Below are 16,846 nucleotides of genomic sequence, written 5' to 3'. Positions count from 1 at the left end.
GATCCGACCGTAGGAGTGCTGTCCGAGCCGCGTCCGGCATTCCAAACCCGATCACCCGTTCGGGCATCGGATCGTTCGTCAGTTCTGCGGACGCCTCGGACAACAGAAAGGCGCCCGGCACAAAGCCGGGCGCCCTCACAACCAACCAACCGCGCTACGCGCTCTTCTCGTGCCGCTCGTCCTTCCCCACGATCCGCGGCTCGCGCGGGACCAGGGTCGGGTTGACGTTCGAGTGGACGACGTCCGCGGTGATGACGACGCGGGCCACGTCCTTCCTCGACGGGACCTCGTACATCACCGACATCAGGACTTCCTCCATGATGGCGCGCAGGCCGCGCGCGCCCGTGCCGCGGAGGATGGCCTGGTCGGCGATGGCCTCCAGGGCGGGGCGGTCGAACTCCAGCTCGACGCCGTCGAGTTCAAAGAGCCTTTGGTACTGCTTCACCAGGGCGTTGCGCGGCTCGACCAGGATCTGGAGGAGGGCCTCGCGGTCCAGGTTGTGGACGGAGGTGATGACCGGCAGGCGGCCGATGAACTCCGGGATCATGCCGAACTTGACCAGGTCCTCCGGCATGACCTCCTGGAACTGGTCGCTGGCCTCGATCTCGCGCTTGGAGCGGATCGTGGCGCCGAAGCCGATGCCCTTGGCGCCGGCCCGGGACTCGATGATCTTCTCCAGGCCGGAGAAGGCGCCGCCCACGATGAACAGCACGTTCGTCGTGTCGATCTGGATGAATTCCTGGTGCGGGTGCTTGCGGCCGCCCTGGGGCGGGACCGAGGCGGTGGTGCCTTCCAGGATCTTCAGCAGGGCCTGCTGGACGCCCTCGCCCGACACGTCCCGTGTGATCGACGGATTTTCGCTCTTACGGGCGACCTTGTCGATCTCATCGATGTAGATGATGCCGGTCTCGGCCTTCTTGACGTCGTAGTCGGCGGCCTGGATCAGCTTCAGCAGGATGTTCTCGACGTCCTCGCCGACATAGCCGGCCTCCGTCAGGGCCGTCGCGTCGGCGATGGCGAAGGGGACGTTCAGCATGCGGGCCAGGGTCTGGGCCAGCAGCGTCTTGCCGGAGCCCGTGGGGCCCAGCAGCAGGATGTTGGACTTGGCGAGCTCGATGCCGTCGTCGCGGTTGTGCGCGCCGGTCTCACCGGCCTGCACGCGCTTGTAATGGTTGTAGACGGCGACAGAGAGAGCCTTTTTCGCGGCCTCCTGGCCCACGACATAGCCTTCGAGGAACTCGTAGATTTCGCGGGGCTTCGGGAGTTCCTCCCAGCGCACCTCGCTCGTCTCCGCGAGCTCTTCCTCGATGATCTCGTTGCAGAGGTCGATGCACTCGTCGCAGATGTACACACCAGGACCCGCGATGAGCTTCTTCACCTGCTTCTGGCTCTTGCCGCAGAACGAGCACTTGAGCAGATCGCCGCCGTCACCGATGCGTGCCACGAGGTGCTTCCCCTTCGCCTGGGATCCGCCTTGCACTGCGAACCCGGGTGCTTGCCTATCGACGGTACCTTGCCGGGCCCCCCGAGCGGGCCCCCCTTGGCCTTACTCGGTCGGCTCAAGGGGGATACCAGCGGCACGGCGATCAAACGTTTACGGAACTCTTGCGGGTAGAAACGATCTGGTCGACCAGGCCGTAGGCGAGCGCGTCCTCGGCCGTGAGGATCTTGTCGCGCTCGATGTCGTCCCGGATCTTCTCGATCGGCTGGGTGGAGTGCTTGGCCAGCATCTCCTCCAGCTGGGTGCGCATCCGCATGATCTCCTTCGCGGCGATCTCCAGGTCGGAGAGCTGCTCGCGGCCCGTCTGGCTGGAGGGCTGGTGGATCAGCACGCGGGCGTTGGGCAGCGCCATGCGCTTGCCCGGGGTGCCGGCCGCGAGGAGGATCGCGGCGGCGGAGGCGGCCTGGCCCATGCAGACCGTCTGGATGTCCGGCTTCACGAACTGCATCGTGTCGTAGATGGCCGTGAGGGCCGTGAACGAGCCGCCGGGGCTGTTGATGTAGATCGAGATGTCGCGGTCCGGGTCCATCGACTCCAGGCACAGCAGCTGCGCCATGACGTCGTTGGCGGAGGCGTCGTCGATCTGCACGCCGAGGAAGATCACGCGCTCTTCGAAGAGCTTCGCGTACGGGTCGTACTCGCGGACGCCCTGGGAGGTGCGCTCGACGAAGCGCGGGACGACGTAGCGGGCCTCGGCCTGGGGGCCGGTGTACAGGCCGCTCGGGGACGAGATGTTCATGCGGGTTTCACCATCCTGGTGGCGGTCGATGGGCCGGGAAGCAGCTTCCCGGCCCGGAAGCGGGCTCTCTGGCGGTACGTACTGCGCCGGGGCTCAGGCCCCGGTGCCGCCGCCGCCCGGAACGCCGGAAGCGTGGGTGATGATCTCGTCGATGATCCCGTACTCCTTGGCCTCCTGCGCGGTGAACCAGCGGTCCCGGTCACCGTCGCGGATGATCGTCTCCACGGTCTGGCCGGTGTGGTGCGCGGTGATCTCGGCCATGCGCTTCTTGGTGCGCAGCAGCTGCTCGGCCTGGATCTTGATGTCCGAGGCGGTGCCGCCGAGGCCCGCGGACCCCTGGTGCATGAGGATGTCGGTGTTGGGCAGCGCGAAGCGCTTGCCCGGGGTGCCGCCGGTCAGCAGGAACTGGCCCATCGAGGCCGCGAGGCCCATGCCGATGGTGACCACGTCGTTCGGGATGTACTGCATGGTGTCGTAGACCGCCATGCCGGCCGTCACCGAGCCGCCGGGGCTGTTGATGTAGAGGTAGATGTCCTTGTCCGGGTCGGCGGCCAGGAGGAGCATCTGCGCCGTGATCTTGTTGGCGATGTCGTCGTCGACCTGCTGGCCGAGGAAGATGATCCGCTCCCCGAGCAGCCGGTTGTAGACCTGGTCGCCGAGGCCACCACCGATGGCGATCTCACCGGCGGCGGAAGGCATCAGATTCGTCACGTATCCACCTGCTCGTCTCTGACGGCAACGGGCCGTCTCCGCGTCTTCTCCGGGGACCGGGGTCCGGCTCGGCCGGACTGCTCGCCGGCGCGCTGCCATGTCTCCCCTGCCCTCGTATCTACGGACCCTAACGCGCTGTTCGGCGGGCGCCATCCCGCATCAGGAACTGTTCGCTCTGAGCGCAGGTTCCGCAGGTCGCACAGCGGCCCGCAGAGGCCGTGGGATGTCCCTGAGGGCGCCTTGGGGGCGCCCGGGCATCCCGGGGCCCCGGGGACGCGGACGGGCCCGGACGCGTGAAAACGTCCGGACCCGTCCGTAGCTGCTGTGCGGCTGCCTGAGCGGCCGCCCTATGCGGCTGCCGGGGCTCAGGCCTCGGTGGTGACCTCGGTGGTCTCGCCGTCCTCGTCCTCGTCGTCCAGGCTGATGACCTCGCCGGACGCGTCCTTGACGGTGGCGGCCTCGACGACGGTGGCCAGCGCCTTGCCGCGGGCGACCTCACCGACGAGCATCGGGACCTGGCCGCCCTCGACGACCGCCTGGGCGAACTGGTCGGGGCTCATGCCGGAGGACTGGGCACGGCGCATGAGGTGCTCGGTGAGCTCCTCCTGGCCGACCGAGACCTTCTCCTTGTTGACGATCTCGTCGAGGATGAACTGGGTCTTGATGCCCTTCTCGGCCTGCTCCTTGAGCTCGGCGTCGAACTCCTCGGCGGACTTGCCCTGGATCTCCAGGTACTTCGCCAGGTCCAGGCCCATCTGGCCCAGCTGGTGGTGCTCGAGGTTGTGCTTGCGGGTGTTGACCTCGTCCTCGAGCAGCTTCTCGGGCATCGGGACCTCGACCAGCTTGATCAGCTCGTCGAGGACCTTCTCCTGGGCCTGCGTGGCCTGGTCGAACTTCTTCATCCGCTCAAGGCGCTTGCGGCTGTCGGCGCGCAGCTCCTCCAGCGTGTCGAACTCGCTCGCCAGCTGGGCGAAGTCGTCGTCGAGCTCCGGCAGTTCGCGGGACTTGACGGCGGTGACGTCGACCTTGACCTCGGCCTCCTTGCCCTCGGCGGAACCGCCCTTGAGCTCGGAGGTGAAGGTGGCGGTGCCGCCGGCCTCGAGGCCGGTCACGGCCTCGTCGATGCCGTCGAGCAGCTGGCCGGAGCCGATGGTGTAGTCGACGCCCTTGGCGACGCCGTCCTCGAGGACCTCGCCGTCGACCTTGGCCTCCAGGTCGACGGTGACGATGTCACCCTCGGCGGCGGCGCGCTCGACCGGGGAGGTGGTCGCGAAGCGGTCGCGCAGCTGCTCGAGCGACTTCTCGACGTCCTCGTCGGTGACCTCGACGGAGTCGACGGTGACCTCGATGCCGGAGTAGTCCGGGATCTCCAGGGTCGGGCGGATGTCCACCTCGGCGGTGAAGGACAGCAGCTCGCCGTCCTTCAGCTCCGTGATGTCGACCTCGGGCTGACCCAGCGGGTTCAGCTCGGCCTCGTTGATCGCCTCGGTGTAGAACTTCGGAAGCGCGTCGTTGACGGCCTCCTCCAGCACCGCACCGCGGCCGAAGCGCTGGTCGATGACACGGGCCGGGATCTTGCCCTGACGGAAGCCCTTCACCGTGACCTGCTGGTTGATCTTCTTGTACGCCGCGTCGAGGCTGGCCTTGAGCTCCTCGAAGGGCACCTCGACAGTGAGCCGAACCCGAGTCGGGTTCAGGGTCTCCACGGCGCTCTTCACGGTTCGGTCTCCTTGGGGCTGACTTCTGGTGATTCTGCTGAGGTTCAGCGGATCGCGCCCGGTAGGCAGACTCGGTGGTGCAGACACACGGGCGCGCAGCTTGCATAGTAACCGCAAGCAGGATGAGCCCCACAATGTGATCTTGACCGTGGTCGTGTGGTCGGGGTGGCCGGATTCGAACCGACGACCTTCCGCTCCCAAAGCGGACGCGCTACCAAGCTGCGCCACACCCCGTAAGTGCGAGACGTAGGGTACATGCCCGCGGGGGTAACTGTGGCCTGATTAACGTCGGCGCCGGGAAGCACGGGGCGGCGCGGAAGCGGCGCGCGGCGAGGGCCGAAGGGGTGACGTGCGGTGCACGGCCCGGACCCGCTACGATGCACAACGTGCCGCACGGCCCTTTCCGGGTTCGCGGCGCGTGCGGGCGTAGCTCAATGGTAGAGCCCCAGTCTTCCAAACTGGCTACGCGGGTTCGATTCCCGTCGCCCGCTCCACCGACGCCTCCGGCCCTGCCGGAGGCGTTTGTCGTTCCCGTGCCCTTCCCGGGACCCGGCGTGCGGGCGGCTCAGAACTTGATGCCGTTTATCGTCTCGGCGATCGAGTTCAGGAACCTCTGGATCGACGGCGCCATGCCCGTCGAGGCGAGGAAGAAGCCGAAGAGGATGGCGACGATCGCCGGGCCGCCCTTGATGCTGTTGGAGCGGAAGAGCACCACCAGCACGATCGCCAAGAGCAGCACCACTGACAGCGAAATGGCCACAACTGATCACACCCTCGGTCGGATACTCACTGGTCTGCCCGGGAGACATGCTCCCCGCGGCCCTCGCCCGTCAACCATCGTGCCACCAACTTCCCCGTTTCCGTGGGCCTGTGACATTTCATCGGCACTTCGTCCAGAAACAGCCTGCAAAGCCGTGGGCAGTGGAAATCGGGTGACTTGACGGTCCGCGTGGCGGCGGCCGCCGCGCCGCCGCTAGGGTGCTTCGGATGTCCCCCGCCGTCACACCTCCCGCCCGCGCGGTGATCCCCTCGGGGCAGCCCGGCCCGGCGTCCGCGCCCGCCGCCCCGGCACAGCGCGATCCCTTTTTCGACAACGCGAAATACCTCGCGATCGTCCTCGTGGCGCTGGGACACGCGTGGGAGCCGCTCTCGCACACCAGCCGCGCCGCGCTGGCGCTCTACATCACCGTGTACACCTTCCACATGCCGGCGTTCATCCTCATATCCGGCTATTTCTCCCGCGGCTTCGATCTGAGCCCCGCCAAGCTCAAGCGCCTGCTCACGGGTGTGGTCGTGCCGTACCTGGTCTTCGAAGTCGCCTACACGTACTTCCAGCACTGGGCGGAGGACGACGCGCCGCCGGAGCCCATTTCCCTGCTCAACCCGTGGTACCTGAACTGGTTCCTGGCCGCGCTCTTCATCTGGCGGCTGACCACCCCGGTGTGGAAGCTGATTCGGTGGCCGGTCCCCGTCGCCTTCGCCGTGGCCGTCCTGGCCGCGGTCTCCCCCGAGGTCGGCGGCGACTTCGCCATGGAGCGGGTGCTGCAGTTCCTGCCGTTCTTCGTGATCGGCCTGCACCTGCGGCGCGAGCACTTCGAGCTCGTGCGGCGCCGCTGGGTGCGGATCGCGGCGGTGCCGGTCTTCGCCGCGGCGGTCGCGGTCGCGTACTGGCTGGCGCCCGGCCTGGACACCGGCTGGCTGTACCGCAGCAGCGCCGTCCAGGACCTGCACGAGCCGGCCTGGACGGCCCCGCTGACGACGCTCGCCCTGTTCGCCTGCGCGGCCGTGCTCACGGCGGGGTTCCTGGCCTGGGTGCCGCGCCGGAAGACGTGGTTCACGGCGCTGGGCGCGGGGACCCTGTACGGGTACCTGCTGCACGGCTTCCTGATCAAGCTGTCGCGCTGGTGGGAGTGGTACGACGCGGCCGCGTGGATCCGCCGGCCGGTCGGCGAGGTCGTGGTCACCTTGATCGCGATCGCGGGCATGACGGCGCTGTGCACGTCGCCCGTGCGGCGGGTGTTCCGGGGGGTCATGGAGCCGCGCATGGAGTGGGCGTTCCGCAAGCCCTAGACCTACGGACCGGCCGCGTCCCTACGCCTCGATGCCCAGCAGCCGCCGCATCCGCGCGTACTTCGCCGCCAGGCGATCCCGCGTCGCCTCGTCCAGCTCCTTCGCCCGCTCCGGGTCGGAGTTGTGCGCCAGGTCGGACTCCTTGACCAGGAGGGCTCCCGGCGTGGCCAGGATGCGGGCCGCGTAGTCCTCCGGGGCCTCGCCCGGGCGCTTCGTGACCGCCAGGATCATGTCCTTGACCGGCCGGGGCAGCTCCGAGCCCGCCAGCCACTCCTCGGTCACCGCGCCGTCCTCGACGGCGTCGTGCAGCCAGGCCGCGGCTACCTGCTCGTCGCTGCCGCCGCGCCGCCGCACGCCCTCGGCCACGGCCGCCAGGTGCTCGGTGTACGGGCGGCCGGCCTTGTCGGTCTGGGTGGCGTGGGCGCGCCGCGCGAGTGCTTCCACGGCGGCGAGGTCGAGAGCGGTCATACGGTCCTCCGTGCTTGTGGGGCTCAGTGCCGGCAGATCAGCAGCAGGGCCCGGTCGTCGTTGACGTCCTTCGCGACGGCCTCGATCAGGTGCCAGGCGGCGCCCTGGAAGCCGGCGGAGACGTAGCGGTCGGCCTCGCCGGTGAGGCGGTCCATGCCTTCGGTGAGGTCCCGCTCGGCGGTCTCGACCAGTCCGTCGGTGAAGAGCATGAGGACGTCGCCGGGCTGCAGGGTGCCCTTTATCGGGTCGAACTGGGCGCCGTCGTACACGCCGAGCAGCGGCCCCTCCGCGGCCTTCTCCTCCCAGCGGCCGGTGCCGGCGCAGAGCTGGAGGCCGGGCAGGTGGCCCGCGGAGAACATCTCGTAGTCGCCGCTGTCGAGGTCGAGGACGAGGTGCACGGAGGTCGCGAAGCCCTCGTCCCAGTCCTGGCGGAGCAGGTAGCCGTTGGCGGCGGGCAGGAAGTCGTGGGGCGGCAGGGAGCCGAGGAGCCCGCCGAAGGCGCCGGAGAGCAGGAGCGCGCGGGAGGCGGCGTCCATGCCCTTGCCGGAGACGTCCGTCAGGACGACCTCCAGGGTGCGGCCGCCGTTCGTCCGGGCGGCGACGACGAAGTCGCCGGAGAAGGACTGGCCGCCGGCCGGGCGCAGCGCCATCTCCCGGTGCCAGCCGCGCGGCAGCTTGGGCAGCTTGCTCTGGACGCGGATGCGTTCGCGCAGGTCGAAGAGCATGGTGCCGCCGCGCCGCCAGGGCACGCCGACGCGACTGCGGAACTGGGCGATGAGCAGCCCGAGGAGGCCGACGGCGGCGACGACGAGGATCGTGCCGGGCGTGACGCGGACGCCGTCGCCGGAGGCTTCAGGGTTGAGCACGGCGGCCTCGGCGATGAGGGCCGCGGCGGAGGCGGCGTACAGCGCGAGCAGGCTGGCGGGGCGCAGCAGCAGACCGCCGGCGACGATCGGCAGGACGAGGGCGGTGGGCACGCACCAGGCGGGCAGCGCGATGGTGGTGAGGGCGAGGGCGGGGACGGTGAGGAGGAGGGCCGCGAGGGCGATCCAGTCGGATCCGTCGCCGCGGAAGTAGTCGACCCCGGCTTTGCGCACGCTTGTACGAGCCCGGTGCCATGCCTTGCGCATCCGGGCCGTCGGGGTCTCCGCACCGCCAGTCATTGCATCGTGACCTTATCCACCCATTCGGCGGTGCGTCGACTCACGCCGCGCCGACACGGCCGCGCACGGTACGTCCCGTGCGGCGGCGTCGGCCCCTTATGCGAAATTCCTTCGCCCGGGGGGCCGGGTCGCTGCTAGTCATGGGGTATGACGACGGAGCTGCGAGTCCTTCGCGATGCTGAGTTCGATGCCTGGTACGCCGCGGTCGAGCTGGGGTTCGGCGGGGTCCCCGAGGCCCCCGAGGAGGCCGCCCTGTGGCGTGAACTGGCCGGCCTCGACCGTTCGATCGGGGTCTGGGACGGCGCGGAGGCGGTGGGTACGACCGGGGCGTTCGCCCTGCGGATCACGGTTCCCGGGGGCGCCGGGGTGCCCGCGGCCGGGGTGACGATGGTGAGCGTGCGGCCGACGCACCGGAGGCGCGGCGTGTTGCGGCAGATGATGCGGCGGCAGCTGGACGACCTGCGGGCCTGGGGCGAACCCCTGGCCGTTCTGACGGCTTCCGAGCCGGACATCTACGGGCGGTTCGGCTACGGCATCGCGACCCACTCCCTGAGCGTCCGTATCGATACGACCCGCGTGCGCGTGTCCGCACCGGAGGGCACGGACGGGGTGCGGTTGCGCTTGTCGAAGCCCGATGAAGCACGCGACGCCTGCGAGGCGGTCTACGCACGCCGGGTAGCCGCCCGTCCGGGCATGCTCGCGCGGCAGCCGGGCTGGGAGGCCGTGCCGCTGCTGGACCCGGCGGACGGGCGCGAGGGCGCCTCGCCGCTGCAGTGCGTGCTCGCCGAGGAGGACGGGCGGACGGTGGGGTACGCGCGGTACGCGGTCCGGCCGCTGTGGGCCGAGTCGGGCCCGGGCGGGACGGTGCTGCTGCGCGACGTGGAGGCGCTGACCCCGGCCGCGTACGCCGCCCTGTGGCGCTATCTGACGGAGATCGATCTGACCTCGGTCGTGACCGCGCACAACCGCCCCGTGGACGACCCGCTGCTGCATCTCGTCAGCGACATCCGGCGGTGCGAGCCGCGGGTCAAGGACTCGCTGCACGTGCGGCTGGTCGACGTGGGGGACGCGCTCGCCGCGCGGACGTACCGGAGCCCGGTGGACGTCGTCCTGGACGTCGCCGACGACTTCTGCCCCTGGAACGCGGGGCGGTGGCGGCTGACCGGCGACGCGAAGGGCGCGTCCTGCGAGCGCACCGAGGACGCGGCCGAGCTGGCCATGTCCGTGCGGGAGCTGGGGTCGGCCTATCTCGGCGGGGTGTCGCTCGCCGCGCTGGCGGGGGCCGGCCGGGTGCGGGAGCTGCGCGAGGGTGCGCTGGAGGAGGCGTCGGCGGCCTTCGGCAGCGACGTGGCGCCGTGGCTGCCGCACGGCTTCTGACGCCGCCGGGGCCCTCCCGGCGGCCGGGAGCCCCCCTGACGGGCTGTCAGCGCTGCTGGCAGCCCGGGCACCAGAAGAGATTGCGGGCGGCGAGACCGGCGGTGCGGATCTCGCCGCCACAGATGTGGCAGGCCATCCGGGCGCGGCGGTAGACGTAGACCTCGCCGCCGTGGTCGTCGACGCGCGGCGGGCGGCCCATGGCCTCCGGGGTGTGCTCGGGCCGTACGGTGTCGATTCTGTTGTTGCGCACGCCCTCGCGCATCAGCTCGACCAGGTCCGACCAGATCCCTTCCCATTCGGAGCGGGTCAGATCGCGGCCGAGTCGGTACGGGTCGATTCCGTGCCGGAAGAGGACCTCGGCGCGGTAGACGTTGCCCACGCCCGCGATGACCTTCTGGTCCATGAGCAGGGCGGCGACGCTCGTGCGGCTGCGCGAGATGCGGTGCCAGGCCGCCTCGCCGTCGTCCTCGGGGCGCAGCGGGTCCGGTCCGAGGCGGTCGTGTATCGCCTGCTTCTCGGCGCCGGTGATCAGGGCGCAGGTGGTGGGGCCGCGGAGGTCGGCATAGCCGTCGGGGTTCGCCAGGCGCAGGCGCACCGTGTCGGTGGGGGGAGGGGCGTGCCCCGTCCCGAAGACGTACTTGCCGAAGAGGCCGAGGTGGATGTGGATCCAGTCGCCGCCGCCGAAGCCGAGGAAGAGGTGCTTGCCGTGGGCCTCGGCGGTCTCCAGGGGGCGGCCGTCCACGAGGGCCGCGCCGTCGGAGAACTTGCCCTGGGGGCTGGTCACCCGGACGGGGCGCTCCGCGAAGAGGTCACGATGGTCGGCCGCGAGGCGGTGGATCGTATGCCCTTCGGGCATGGGGGTCCTCCGGACGGGGTTCGGCTTCGGTCACGAAATCGCGGAGCGGTGGACAGGCCGCGCAAGCGGCCCGTCCACCGCTCCGGAAGGAATCAGCCCTGCTGCGGGTGGTGCGCCGGGATCTCCGGGAGCTCGCCCGTCTCCTCGTAGCGGGCCAGCATCTCGATGCGGCGGGTGTGGCGCTCCTCACCGGAGTACGGCGTGGCCAGGAAGATCTCGACGAACTTCGTCGCCTCCTCCTGGGTGTGCATCCGGCCGCCGATGCTGATGACGTTGGCGTCGTTGTGCTCGCGGCCGAGGGCGGCCGTCTGCTCGCTCCAGGCCAGGGCGGCCCGGACGCCCTTGACCTTGTTCGCGGCGATCTGCTCGCCGTTGCCCGAGCCACCGATCACGATGCCGAGGCTGTCGGCGTCGGCGGCGGTCCGCTCCGCGGCGCGGAGGCAGAACGGCGGGTAGTCGTCCTGGGCGTCGTAGATGTGGGGACCGCAGTCGACGGGCTCGTGGCCGTGGGCCTTGAGCCACTCGACGAGGTGGTTCTTGAGTTCGTAGCCGGCATGGTCGGAGCCGAGGTACACGCGCATGCGTCCGAGTGTGGCACGAACGGGGACCGTGATCGGCCAGCAGGTCATGGTGACTCTGAGTGAACACAACGAAATGGATTCGGGGCTTCCTAAAAACACCTTCGAAAAGTTCTAATGCGGTGGCTCGTAACCCGAGAACCAAAGGAACAACCCGAAGGAACGTGCATATGAGCGCGACACCGCCGACCATGACGAAGGGGTCGACGACCGGCGATCCCGGCAACGCCCCGGCGGCGGGCGGGGAAGGCCTCAAGGCCGGACTCAAGAACCGCCACCTGTCCATGATCGCCATTGGCGGTGTGATCGGTGCGGGCCTCTTCGTGGGTTCCGCCTCCGGCATCGCCGCCGCCGGCCCCGGCATTCTCATCTCCTACGCCCTCGTCGGCGCGCTCGTCGTCTTCGTGATGCGGATGCTCGGCGAGATGGCCGCGGCCAACCCGACCTCCGGCTCGTTCTCCGCCTACGCGGACCGGGCGCTCGGCCGCTGGGCCGGTTTCTCCATCGGCTGGCTGTACTGGTTCTTCTGGGTCGTCGTGCTGGCGGTCGAGGCGACCGCCGGTGCCGCCATCCTCAACGGCTGGATACCGTCGGTCCCGCAGTGGGCCTGGGCCCTGATCGTCATGATCGTGCTGACGGCGACCAACCTCGCCTCGGTCAGCTCGTACGGCGAGTTCGAGTTCTGGTTCGCCGGCATCAAGGTCGTCGCGATCGCCGCGTTCGTGGGCATCGGCGTGCTGGCCGTCTTCGGCGTGCTGCCGGGCTCGGACAACCCGGGCGCGGGCCTGGACAACCTCACCGCGCACGGCGGGTTCCTGCCCAACGGCGCGGGCGCCATCCTCACCGGTGTGCTGATGGTCGTCTTCTCCTTCATGGGCAGCGAGATCGTCACGCTCGCCGCCGGTGAGTCCGAGGACCCGCAGCGCGCGGTCCGCCAGGCCACCAACAGCGTCATCTGGCGCATCGCCGTCTTCTACCTCGGCTCGATCTTCGTCGTGGTCAGCCTGCTCCCGTGGGACAGCAAGGAGATCGCGGAGAAGGGCAGCTACGTCGCGGCGCTCGACTCGATCGGCATCCCGCACGCCGGCCAGATCATGAACGTCATCGTTCTGACGGCGGTCCTGTCCTGCCTGAACTCCGGCCTCTACACCGCCTCCCGCATGGCCTTCTCCCTCGGCCAGCGCGGCGACGCGCCGAAGTCCTTCGCCACGGTCAACAAGCGGGGCGTGCCGCAGATCGCGATCCTCGCGTCGGTCGTCTTCGGCTTCGTGTCGGTGATCTTCAACTACGTCTGGCCGGACACCGTCTTCAAGTTCCTGCTGAACGCCTCCGGCGCCGTCGCCCTCTTCGTCTGGCTGGTGATCTGCTTCACCCAGCTGAAGATGCGCGGCATCATCCTGCGCGAGATGCCGGAGAAGCTCACGGTGAAGATGTGGTTCTTCCCGTACCTGACGTGGGCCACCATCGGCATGATCACCTTCGTGCTGGGCTACATGCTCTACACCGGTGGTGACAACCGCCAGACGGTGCTCGCCTCCGTGCTGGTGGGTGTGATCGTCGTGGCGCTGGGCCTGGTCCTGGACCGCCGCCACCGCGCCGGCGCCGGGCGCTAGCCACACCGCACACACATACGCAGAAGCCCGCGTCCCCCGAGGGGGACGCGGGCTTCTGCGTATGGAAGGGGGGAGATCAGCCCCGGCGGCCCAGGAGCTTCCACGCAGTGGGAAGCGCACCCATGGCCAGCGCGGCCTTCAGCGCGTCGCCGATGAGGAACGGCGTCAGGCCCGCCGCGACGGCGTCGGCGAGGGACATGTTCGTCGCCAGGGCCAGGTACGGCACGCCGACCGCGTAGACGATCGCGGAGCCGAGCGCCATCGTGCCGGCGGTGCGCAGGGCCGAGCGGTCGGCGCCGCGGCGGGCCAGGGCGCCGACGACGGTCGCGGCGAGCAGCATGCCGAGGACGTAGCCGAAGGACGGGAAGGCGGCGCCGGACTTGGCCTCGGCGAACCACGGCATGCCCGCGACGCCCGCGACGGCGTACAGGGCGAGGGAGAGGAAGCCGCGGCGGGCGCCGAGGGCGGTGCCGACCAGCAGGACCGCGAAGGTCTGGCCGCTGACGGGGACCGGGGAGCCGGGGACGGGGACGGCGATCTGCGCCGCGAGGCCGGTGAGGGCGGCTCCGCCCAGGACCAGGGCCGCGTCCCGCACGCGGGCACGCCCGTCGGTTACGGCGGGGAGCAGATCGGCGAGGACCGTACCGGTCCGGGGAACAGAGGCAGCGGCGGTGGCCATCTTCACTCCGCAGATAAGTGGTGGGGACAAGTGACTTTGTGACGTTAGCCGAGGGCGCTCGAAGGGACATCGCGCGGCAATGACAAAGGCGGGCCGTCCGGCTTGGAGACTTCCCCGGGTGGTTCCCGGGGAAGTCGGAATATCGCGTGATGCTTGTCACTGGAGCTCGGTGAGGCTTGGCTCGGACCGCATTACCGGGAGAATGTGGAGTCACCTATACCCCTTTGCGCTCCGCGTGAAGATCGCCAGCGCCCTTCGCGCGGATCCGAGAGTACGAACCTCATGCACGACGCACCCCCCACCGCGGAGAATCTCGCGGGCGAGAAAGAACCCCTGTCGGCCGGGCTCAAGCAGCGGCACCTGACGATGCTCGGGCTGGGCGGCGTCATCGGCGCCGGCCTCTTCGTCGGCTCCGGCGCCGGCATCGCCGTGGCGGGGCCGGGCATCATCGTCTCGTACCTGATCGCGGGTGTGCTCGCGATGCTGGTGATGCGGATGCTCGGCGAGATGTCCGCCGCCATGCCCGCCTCGGGCGCCTTCTCGGTGCACGCCGAGCGGGCGCTGGGCCGCTGGGCCGGTTTCACCGTCGGCTGGCTGTACTGGTTCCTGCTGGTGGTCGTGCTGGCCGTGGAGGCGACGGGCGCGGCCCAGATCGCCAACGGCTGGGTGCCGGGCGTCCCGCAGTGGGCCTGGGTGCTGATCTTCATGGTGGTCTTCACGGCCGCCAACCTCACCGCCGTGAAGAACTTCGGCGAGTTCGAGTTCTGGTTCGCCGCACTCAAGGTCGGCGCGATCGTCCTCTTCCTGGGGCTGAGCCTGCTGGCGATCTTCGGCGTGCTGCCGGACACCGAGGCGGTGGGCTTCACCAACCTCACCGGCCAGGGCGGCTTCCTGCCGAACGGCGTGAGCGGCGTCGTCTCCGGCGTCCTCGCGGTCGTCTTCGCCTTCGGCGGCCTGGAGGTCCTCACCATCGCCGCGGCCGAGTCCGACGACCCGGCGCGCGCGGTCGGCCGTGCGGTGCGCAGCGCCGTGTGGCGCATCCTCTTCTTCTACGTGGGCTCGATGCTCGTCATCGTCACCCTGCTGCCGTGGTCGTCCATGGAGCCGGGCAGGAGCCCGTACGTGGCCGTGCTCGACCACATCGGCATCCCGGCCGCCGGGCAGATCATGAACATCGTGGTCTTCGTGGCGCTGCTGTCGGCGCTGAACGCCAACCTCTACGGCTCGTCGCGGATGGTCTTCTCGCTCGCCGAGCGCGACGAGGCGCCCAAGGCGCTGCTGAAGGTGTCCGGCAGCGGCGTGCCGCGCCGGGCCGTGCTGGCCTCGGTCGCGTTCGGTTTCGCCTCGGTGATACTCAACCTGCAGTGGCCGGATTCCATCTTCCGGTACTTGCTCAATGCCGTGGGTGCGGTCCTGCTCTTCGTCTGGGGCCTGATCGCCGTCTCGCAGCTGCGGCTGCGGCGCCGGATCGAGCGGGAGATGCCCGAGCGGCTCGCCCTGCGGATGTGGTGCTTCCCCTATCTGACCTGGGTCGCTCTGGCCGGGATGGCCGGGGTGCTGGTGCTGATGCTGACCGACGACGGGGCCCGGCCGCAGCTGATCTGGTCGGCTGCGGCGACCGGTGCCGTGCTCCTGGTGGCCGGGGTGCGCGAGCTCCGGCTGCGCCGGGCGGGCTGATCACGGCCGCCCGGAGCGCTCCGGGCGGCTGATTTCCTTCACCTTCTGGCGAGATGTCAGGCACGGAGGGTCATACCGCCGTCTGAATATCGGACAGCCCTGTCACAGGTGTTGTCCTGGGCGAACATGACCCCCACACTGAGGCAACTTTTCCGCTCTCACCCCACGGGACACACACGACCATGACTCGGACTTCTGCGACCTCCGCGCCCGAGCGCGCGGTCAGCGACCAGGCGCCGGGCGGCACGGATCTGTCGCACGGCCTCAAGCAGCGCCACCTGTCGATGATCGCCCTCGGCGGCGTCATCGGCGCCGGCCTCTTCGTCGGCTCCGGCGCGGGCATCGCCGCGGCCGGTCCGGCCATCGTGCTCGCCTATGCGGTCTCCGGGCTGCTCGTGATGCTCGTGATGCGGATGCTGGGCGAGATGGCCGCGGCCAACCCGTCCTCGGGCACGTTCTCCGTGCACGCCGAGAAGGCGATAGGCCCCTGGGCGGGCTTCGCCGCCGGCTGGATGTTCTGGGTCGAGCTCTGTGTGGGCATCGCCGTGGAGGCGATCGGTGCGGCCCACATCATGCAGTCCTGGTTCCCCTCCACTGCCTCGTGGATGTGGGTGCTGATCTTCATGGCCGTCTTCTGCGGGACGAACCTCGCGGCGGTCAGCAACTTCGGCGAGTTCGAGTTCTGGTTCGCGGCGCTCAAGGTCGCGGCGATCGGCGTCTTCCTCCTGCTGGGCGTCCTCGCCATCTTCGGCGCGCTGCCGGGCACCGAGGCCCCGGGCTCCGACAACCTCACCGGCCACGGCGGCTTCGTCCCCAACGGCGCCAACGGCCTGGTCGTGGGCCTGCTCGCCTCCGTCTTCGCCTACGGCGGCCTGGAGACGGTGACGATCGCGGCCGCCGAGTCCGAGCACCCGGTCAAGGGCGTCGCCCAGGCCGTCCGCACGGCGATGTGGCGGATCGCCCTCTTCTACGTCGGCTCGATGCTGGTCATCGTCACCGTGCTGCCCTGGAACGACAAGGCGCTCCTGACGGACGGCCCCTACGTGGCGGTGCTCAAGCACCTCGACATCCCGGCCGCCGGGCAGATCATGAACGTCATCGTCCTGGTCGCCCTGCTCTCCGCGATGAACGCCAACATCTACGGCGCCTCCCGCATGTCGCACTCCCTGGTCATGCGCGGCGAGGGCCCGCGCTTCCTGGCCAAGGTCACCGGCGGCGTGCCGCGGCTGACCGTGATCGCCTCCTCCGCCTTCGGCTTCTTCGCCGTCCTGCTCAGCTACTGGTGGCCCGACACCGTCTTCAAGTGGCTGCTGTACATGACGGGCGCCGCGGTGCTCGTGGTGTGGGGCTTCATCGCCGTCACCCAGCTGCGGATGCGCCGGCAGCTGGAGCGCTCGGCGCCGGAGAAGCTCGTGGTGAAGATGTGGCTCTTCCCGGCTCTGACCTGGGTGGCCCTGGCCGGGATCGTGGCGGTCCTGTCGCTGATGCTGCGCGAGGAGGACACCCGCGTCCAGCTGTACTTCACCGCCGGTCTGACGGGCGCCCTCGCCCTCATCGGCTACGTCCGCCAGCGCGTGACGGCCGCGAAGCAGTGACCGCGGTCCGCTGACCGCGCCGTTCGGCCACCACCCACACCCCCCACGAGGCGGGCTGGGTCCTGATCTTCAGGACCTAGCCCGCCTCGGTCTTTCGTAGG

At 69.8% G+C, this 16,846-nt stretch carries 15 protein-coding genes and 2 tRNA genes; 6 read left to right on the top strand and 11 right to left on the bottom strand.

What is annotated here, in order from left to right; all coding sequences use genetic code 11:
* Positions 1 to 154 precede the first annotated feature (154 nt).
* The 5 genes from clpX to ACFPP6_RS03490 all read right to left on the bottom strand — a co-directional run bounded on the left by clpX (position 155) and on the right by ACFPP6_RS03490 (position 4,903).
* Positions 155 to 1,444 carry an ATP-dependent Clp protease ATP-binding subunit ClpX gene (gene clpX, locus ACFPP6_RS03510; RefSeq protein ID WP_030366476.1) on the bottom strand — a complete coding sequence of 430 codons (1,290 nt, stop codon included), beginning with the start codon at positions 1,442 to 1,444 and terminating at the stop codon, positions 155 to 157.
* 142 nt (positions 1,445 to 1,586) lie between these two features.
* Positions 1,587 to 2,240, bottom strand: a complete 654-nt coding sequence (locus ACFPP6_RS03505) for an ATP-dependent Clp protease proteolytic subunit (RefSeq protein ID WP_058044444.1) — start codon at positions 2,238 to 2,240, stop codon at positions 1,587 to 1,589.
* A gap of 93 nt (positions 2,241 to 2,333) precedes the next feature.
* A complete protein-coding gene (locus ACFPP6_RS03500; protein WP_058044443.1) occupies positions 2,334 to 2,939 on the bottom strand; it encodes an ATP-dependent Clp protease proteolytic subunit in 606 nt (201 codons plus the stop codon).
* Positions 2,940 to 3,316: 377 nt separating this feature from the next.
* On the bottom strand, positions 3,317 to 4,669 hold the full coding sequence (tig, locus tag ACFPP6_RS03495; RefSeq protein ID WP_382037069.1) for a trigger factor: 1,353 nt from the start codon (positions 4,667 to 4,669) through the stop codon (positions 3,317 to 3,319).
* Positions 4,670 to 4,826: 157 nt separating this feature from the next.
* Positions 4,827 to 4,903: transfer RNA gene (locus tag ACFPP6_RS03490), tRNA-Pro, on the bottom strand.
* Positions 4,904 to 5,089: 186 nt separating this feature from the next.
* On the opposite strand from ACFPP6_RS03490, the gene ACFPP6_RS03485 reads away from it, so the two are divergent.
* Positions 5,090 to 5,163 (top strand) — tRNA-Gly (locus ACFPP6_RS03485).
* A 71-nt stretch (positions 5,164 to 5,234) separates the two neighbouring features.
* On the opposite strand, the gene ACFPP6_RS03480 is transcribed toward ACFPP6_RS03485, so the two are convergent.
* A complete protein-coding gene (locus tag ACFPP6_RS03480) occupies positions 5,235 to 5,429 on the bottom strand; it encodes a hypothetical protein (protein ID WP_168092540.1) in 195 nt (64 codons plus the stop codon).
* Between the two features lie 227 nt (positions 5,430 to 5,656).
* Between ACFPP6_RS03480 and ACFPP6_RS03475 the strand changes: the two genes are divergently transcribed.
* The gene (locus ACFPP6_RS03475; protein ID WP_382037066.1) at positions 5,657 to 6,739 is read left to right on the top strand and encodes an acyltransferase family protein; all 1,083 of its coding nucleotides are present in this window, start codon (positions 5,657 to 5,659) and stop codon (positions 6,737 to 6,739) included.
* A 21-nt stretch (positions 6,740 to 6,760) separates the two neighbouring features.
* On the opposite strand, the gene ACFPP6_RS03470 is transcribed toward ACFPP6_RS03475, so the two are convergent.
* A complete protein-coding gene (locus ACFPP6_RS03470) occupies positions 6,761 to 7,207 on the bottom strand; it encodes an HD domain-containing protein (RefSeq protein ID WP_382037064.1) in 447 nt (148 codons plus the stop codon).
* 23 nt (positions 7,208 to 7,230) lie between these two features.
* A complete protein-coding gene (locus ACFPP6_RS03465) occupies positions 7,231 to 8,370 on the bottom strand; it encodes a PP2C family protein-serine/threonine phosphatase (RefSeq protein WP_382037062.1) in 1,140 nt (379 codons plus the stop codon).
* A 147-nt stretch (positions 8,371 to 8,517) separates the two neighbouring features.
* Between ACFPP6_RS03465 and ACFPP6_RS03460 the strand changes: the two genes are divergently transcribed.
* The gene (locus ACFPP6_RS03460; protein ID WP_382037061.1) at positions 8,518 to 9,747 is read left to right on the top strand and encodes a GNAT family N-acetyltransferase; all 1,230 of its coding nucleotides are present in this window, start codon (positions 8,518 to 8,520) and stop codon (positions 9,745 to 9,747) included.
* A gap of 46 nt (positions 9,748 to 9,793) precedes the next feature.
* On the opposite strand, the gene ACFPP6_RS03455 is transcribed toward ACFPP6_RS03460, so the two are convergent.
* A complete protein-coding gene (locus tag ACFPP6_RS03455; protein ID WP_382037058.1) occupies positions 9,794 to 10,603 on the bottom strand; it encodes an Fpg/Nei family DNA glycosylase in 810 nt (269 codons plus the stop codon).
* 92 nt (positions 10,604 to 10,695) lie between these two features.
* Positions 10,696 to 11,184 carry a ribose-5-phosphate isomerase gene (locus ACFPP6_RS03450; protein ID WP_382037055.1) on the bottom strand — a complete coding sequence of 163 codons (489 nt, stop codon included), beginning with the start codon at positions 11,182 to 11,184 and terminating at the stop codon, positions 10,696 to 10,698.
* A gap of 167 nt (positions 11,185 to 11,351) precedes the next feature.
* Here ACFPP6_RS03450 and ACFPP6_RS03445 point away from each other — a divergent pair, with 167 nt between their 5' ends.
* Entirely contained in the window at positions 11,352 to 12,794 is a 1,443-nt protein-coding gene (locus tag ACFPP6_RS03445; protein ID WP_382037053.1) for an amino acid permease, read from the top strand.
* Positions 12,795 to 12,870: 76 nt separating this feature from the next.
* On the opposite strand, the gene ACFPP6_RS03440 is transcribed toward ACFPP6_RS03445, so the two are convergent.
* Positions 12,871 to 13,473, bottom strand: a complete 603-nt coding sequence (locus ACFPP6_RS03440; RefSeq protein ID WP_382037051.1) for a biotin transporter BioY — start codon at positions 13,471 to 13,473, stop codon at positions 12,871 to 12,873.
* Positions 13,474 to 13,755: 282 nt separating this feature from the next.
* Between ACFPP6_RS03440 and ACFPP6_RS03435 the strand changes: the two genes are divergently transcribed.
* Both ACFPP6_RS03435 and ACFPP6_RS03430 read left to right on the top strand, forming a co-directional pair.
* Entirely contained in the window at positions 13,756 to 15,150 is a 1,395-nt protein-coding gene (locus ACFPP6_RS03435) for an amino acid permease (RefSeq protein ID WP_382037049.1), read from the top strand.
* A gap of 182 nt (positions 15,151 to 15,332) precedes the next feature.
* Positions 15,333 to 16,745 carry an amino acid permease gene (locus ACFPP6_RS03430; protein ID WP_382037046.1) on the top strand — a complete coding sequence of 471 codons (1,413 nt, stop codon included), beginning with the start codon at positions 15,333 to 15,335 and terminating at the stop codon, positions 16,743 to 16,745.
* Positions 16,746 to 16,846 lie beyond the last annotated feature (101 nt).

This window comes from Streptomyces aureoversilis (assembly GCF_042657885.1).
In the GTDB taxonomy this organism is placed as follows: Bacteria; Actinomycetota; Actinomycetes; order Streptomycetales; family Streptomycetaceae; genus Streptomyces; species Streptomyces aureoversilis.
This window is presented reverse-complemented; position numbering and strand designations above follow the sequence as displayed.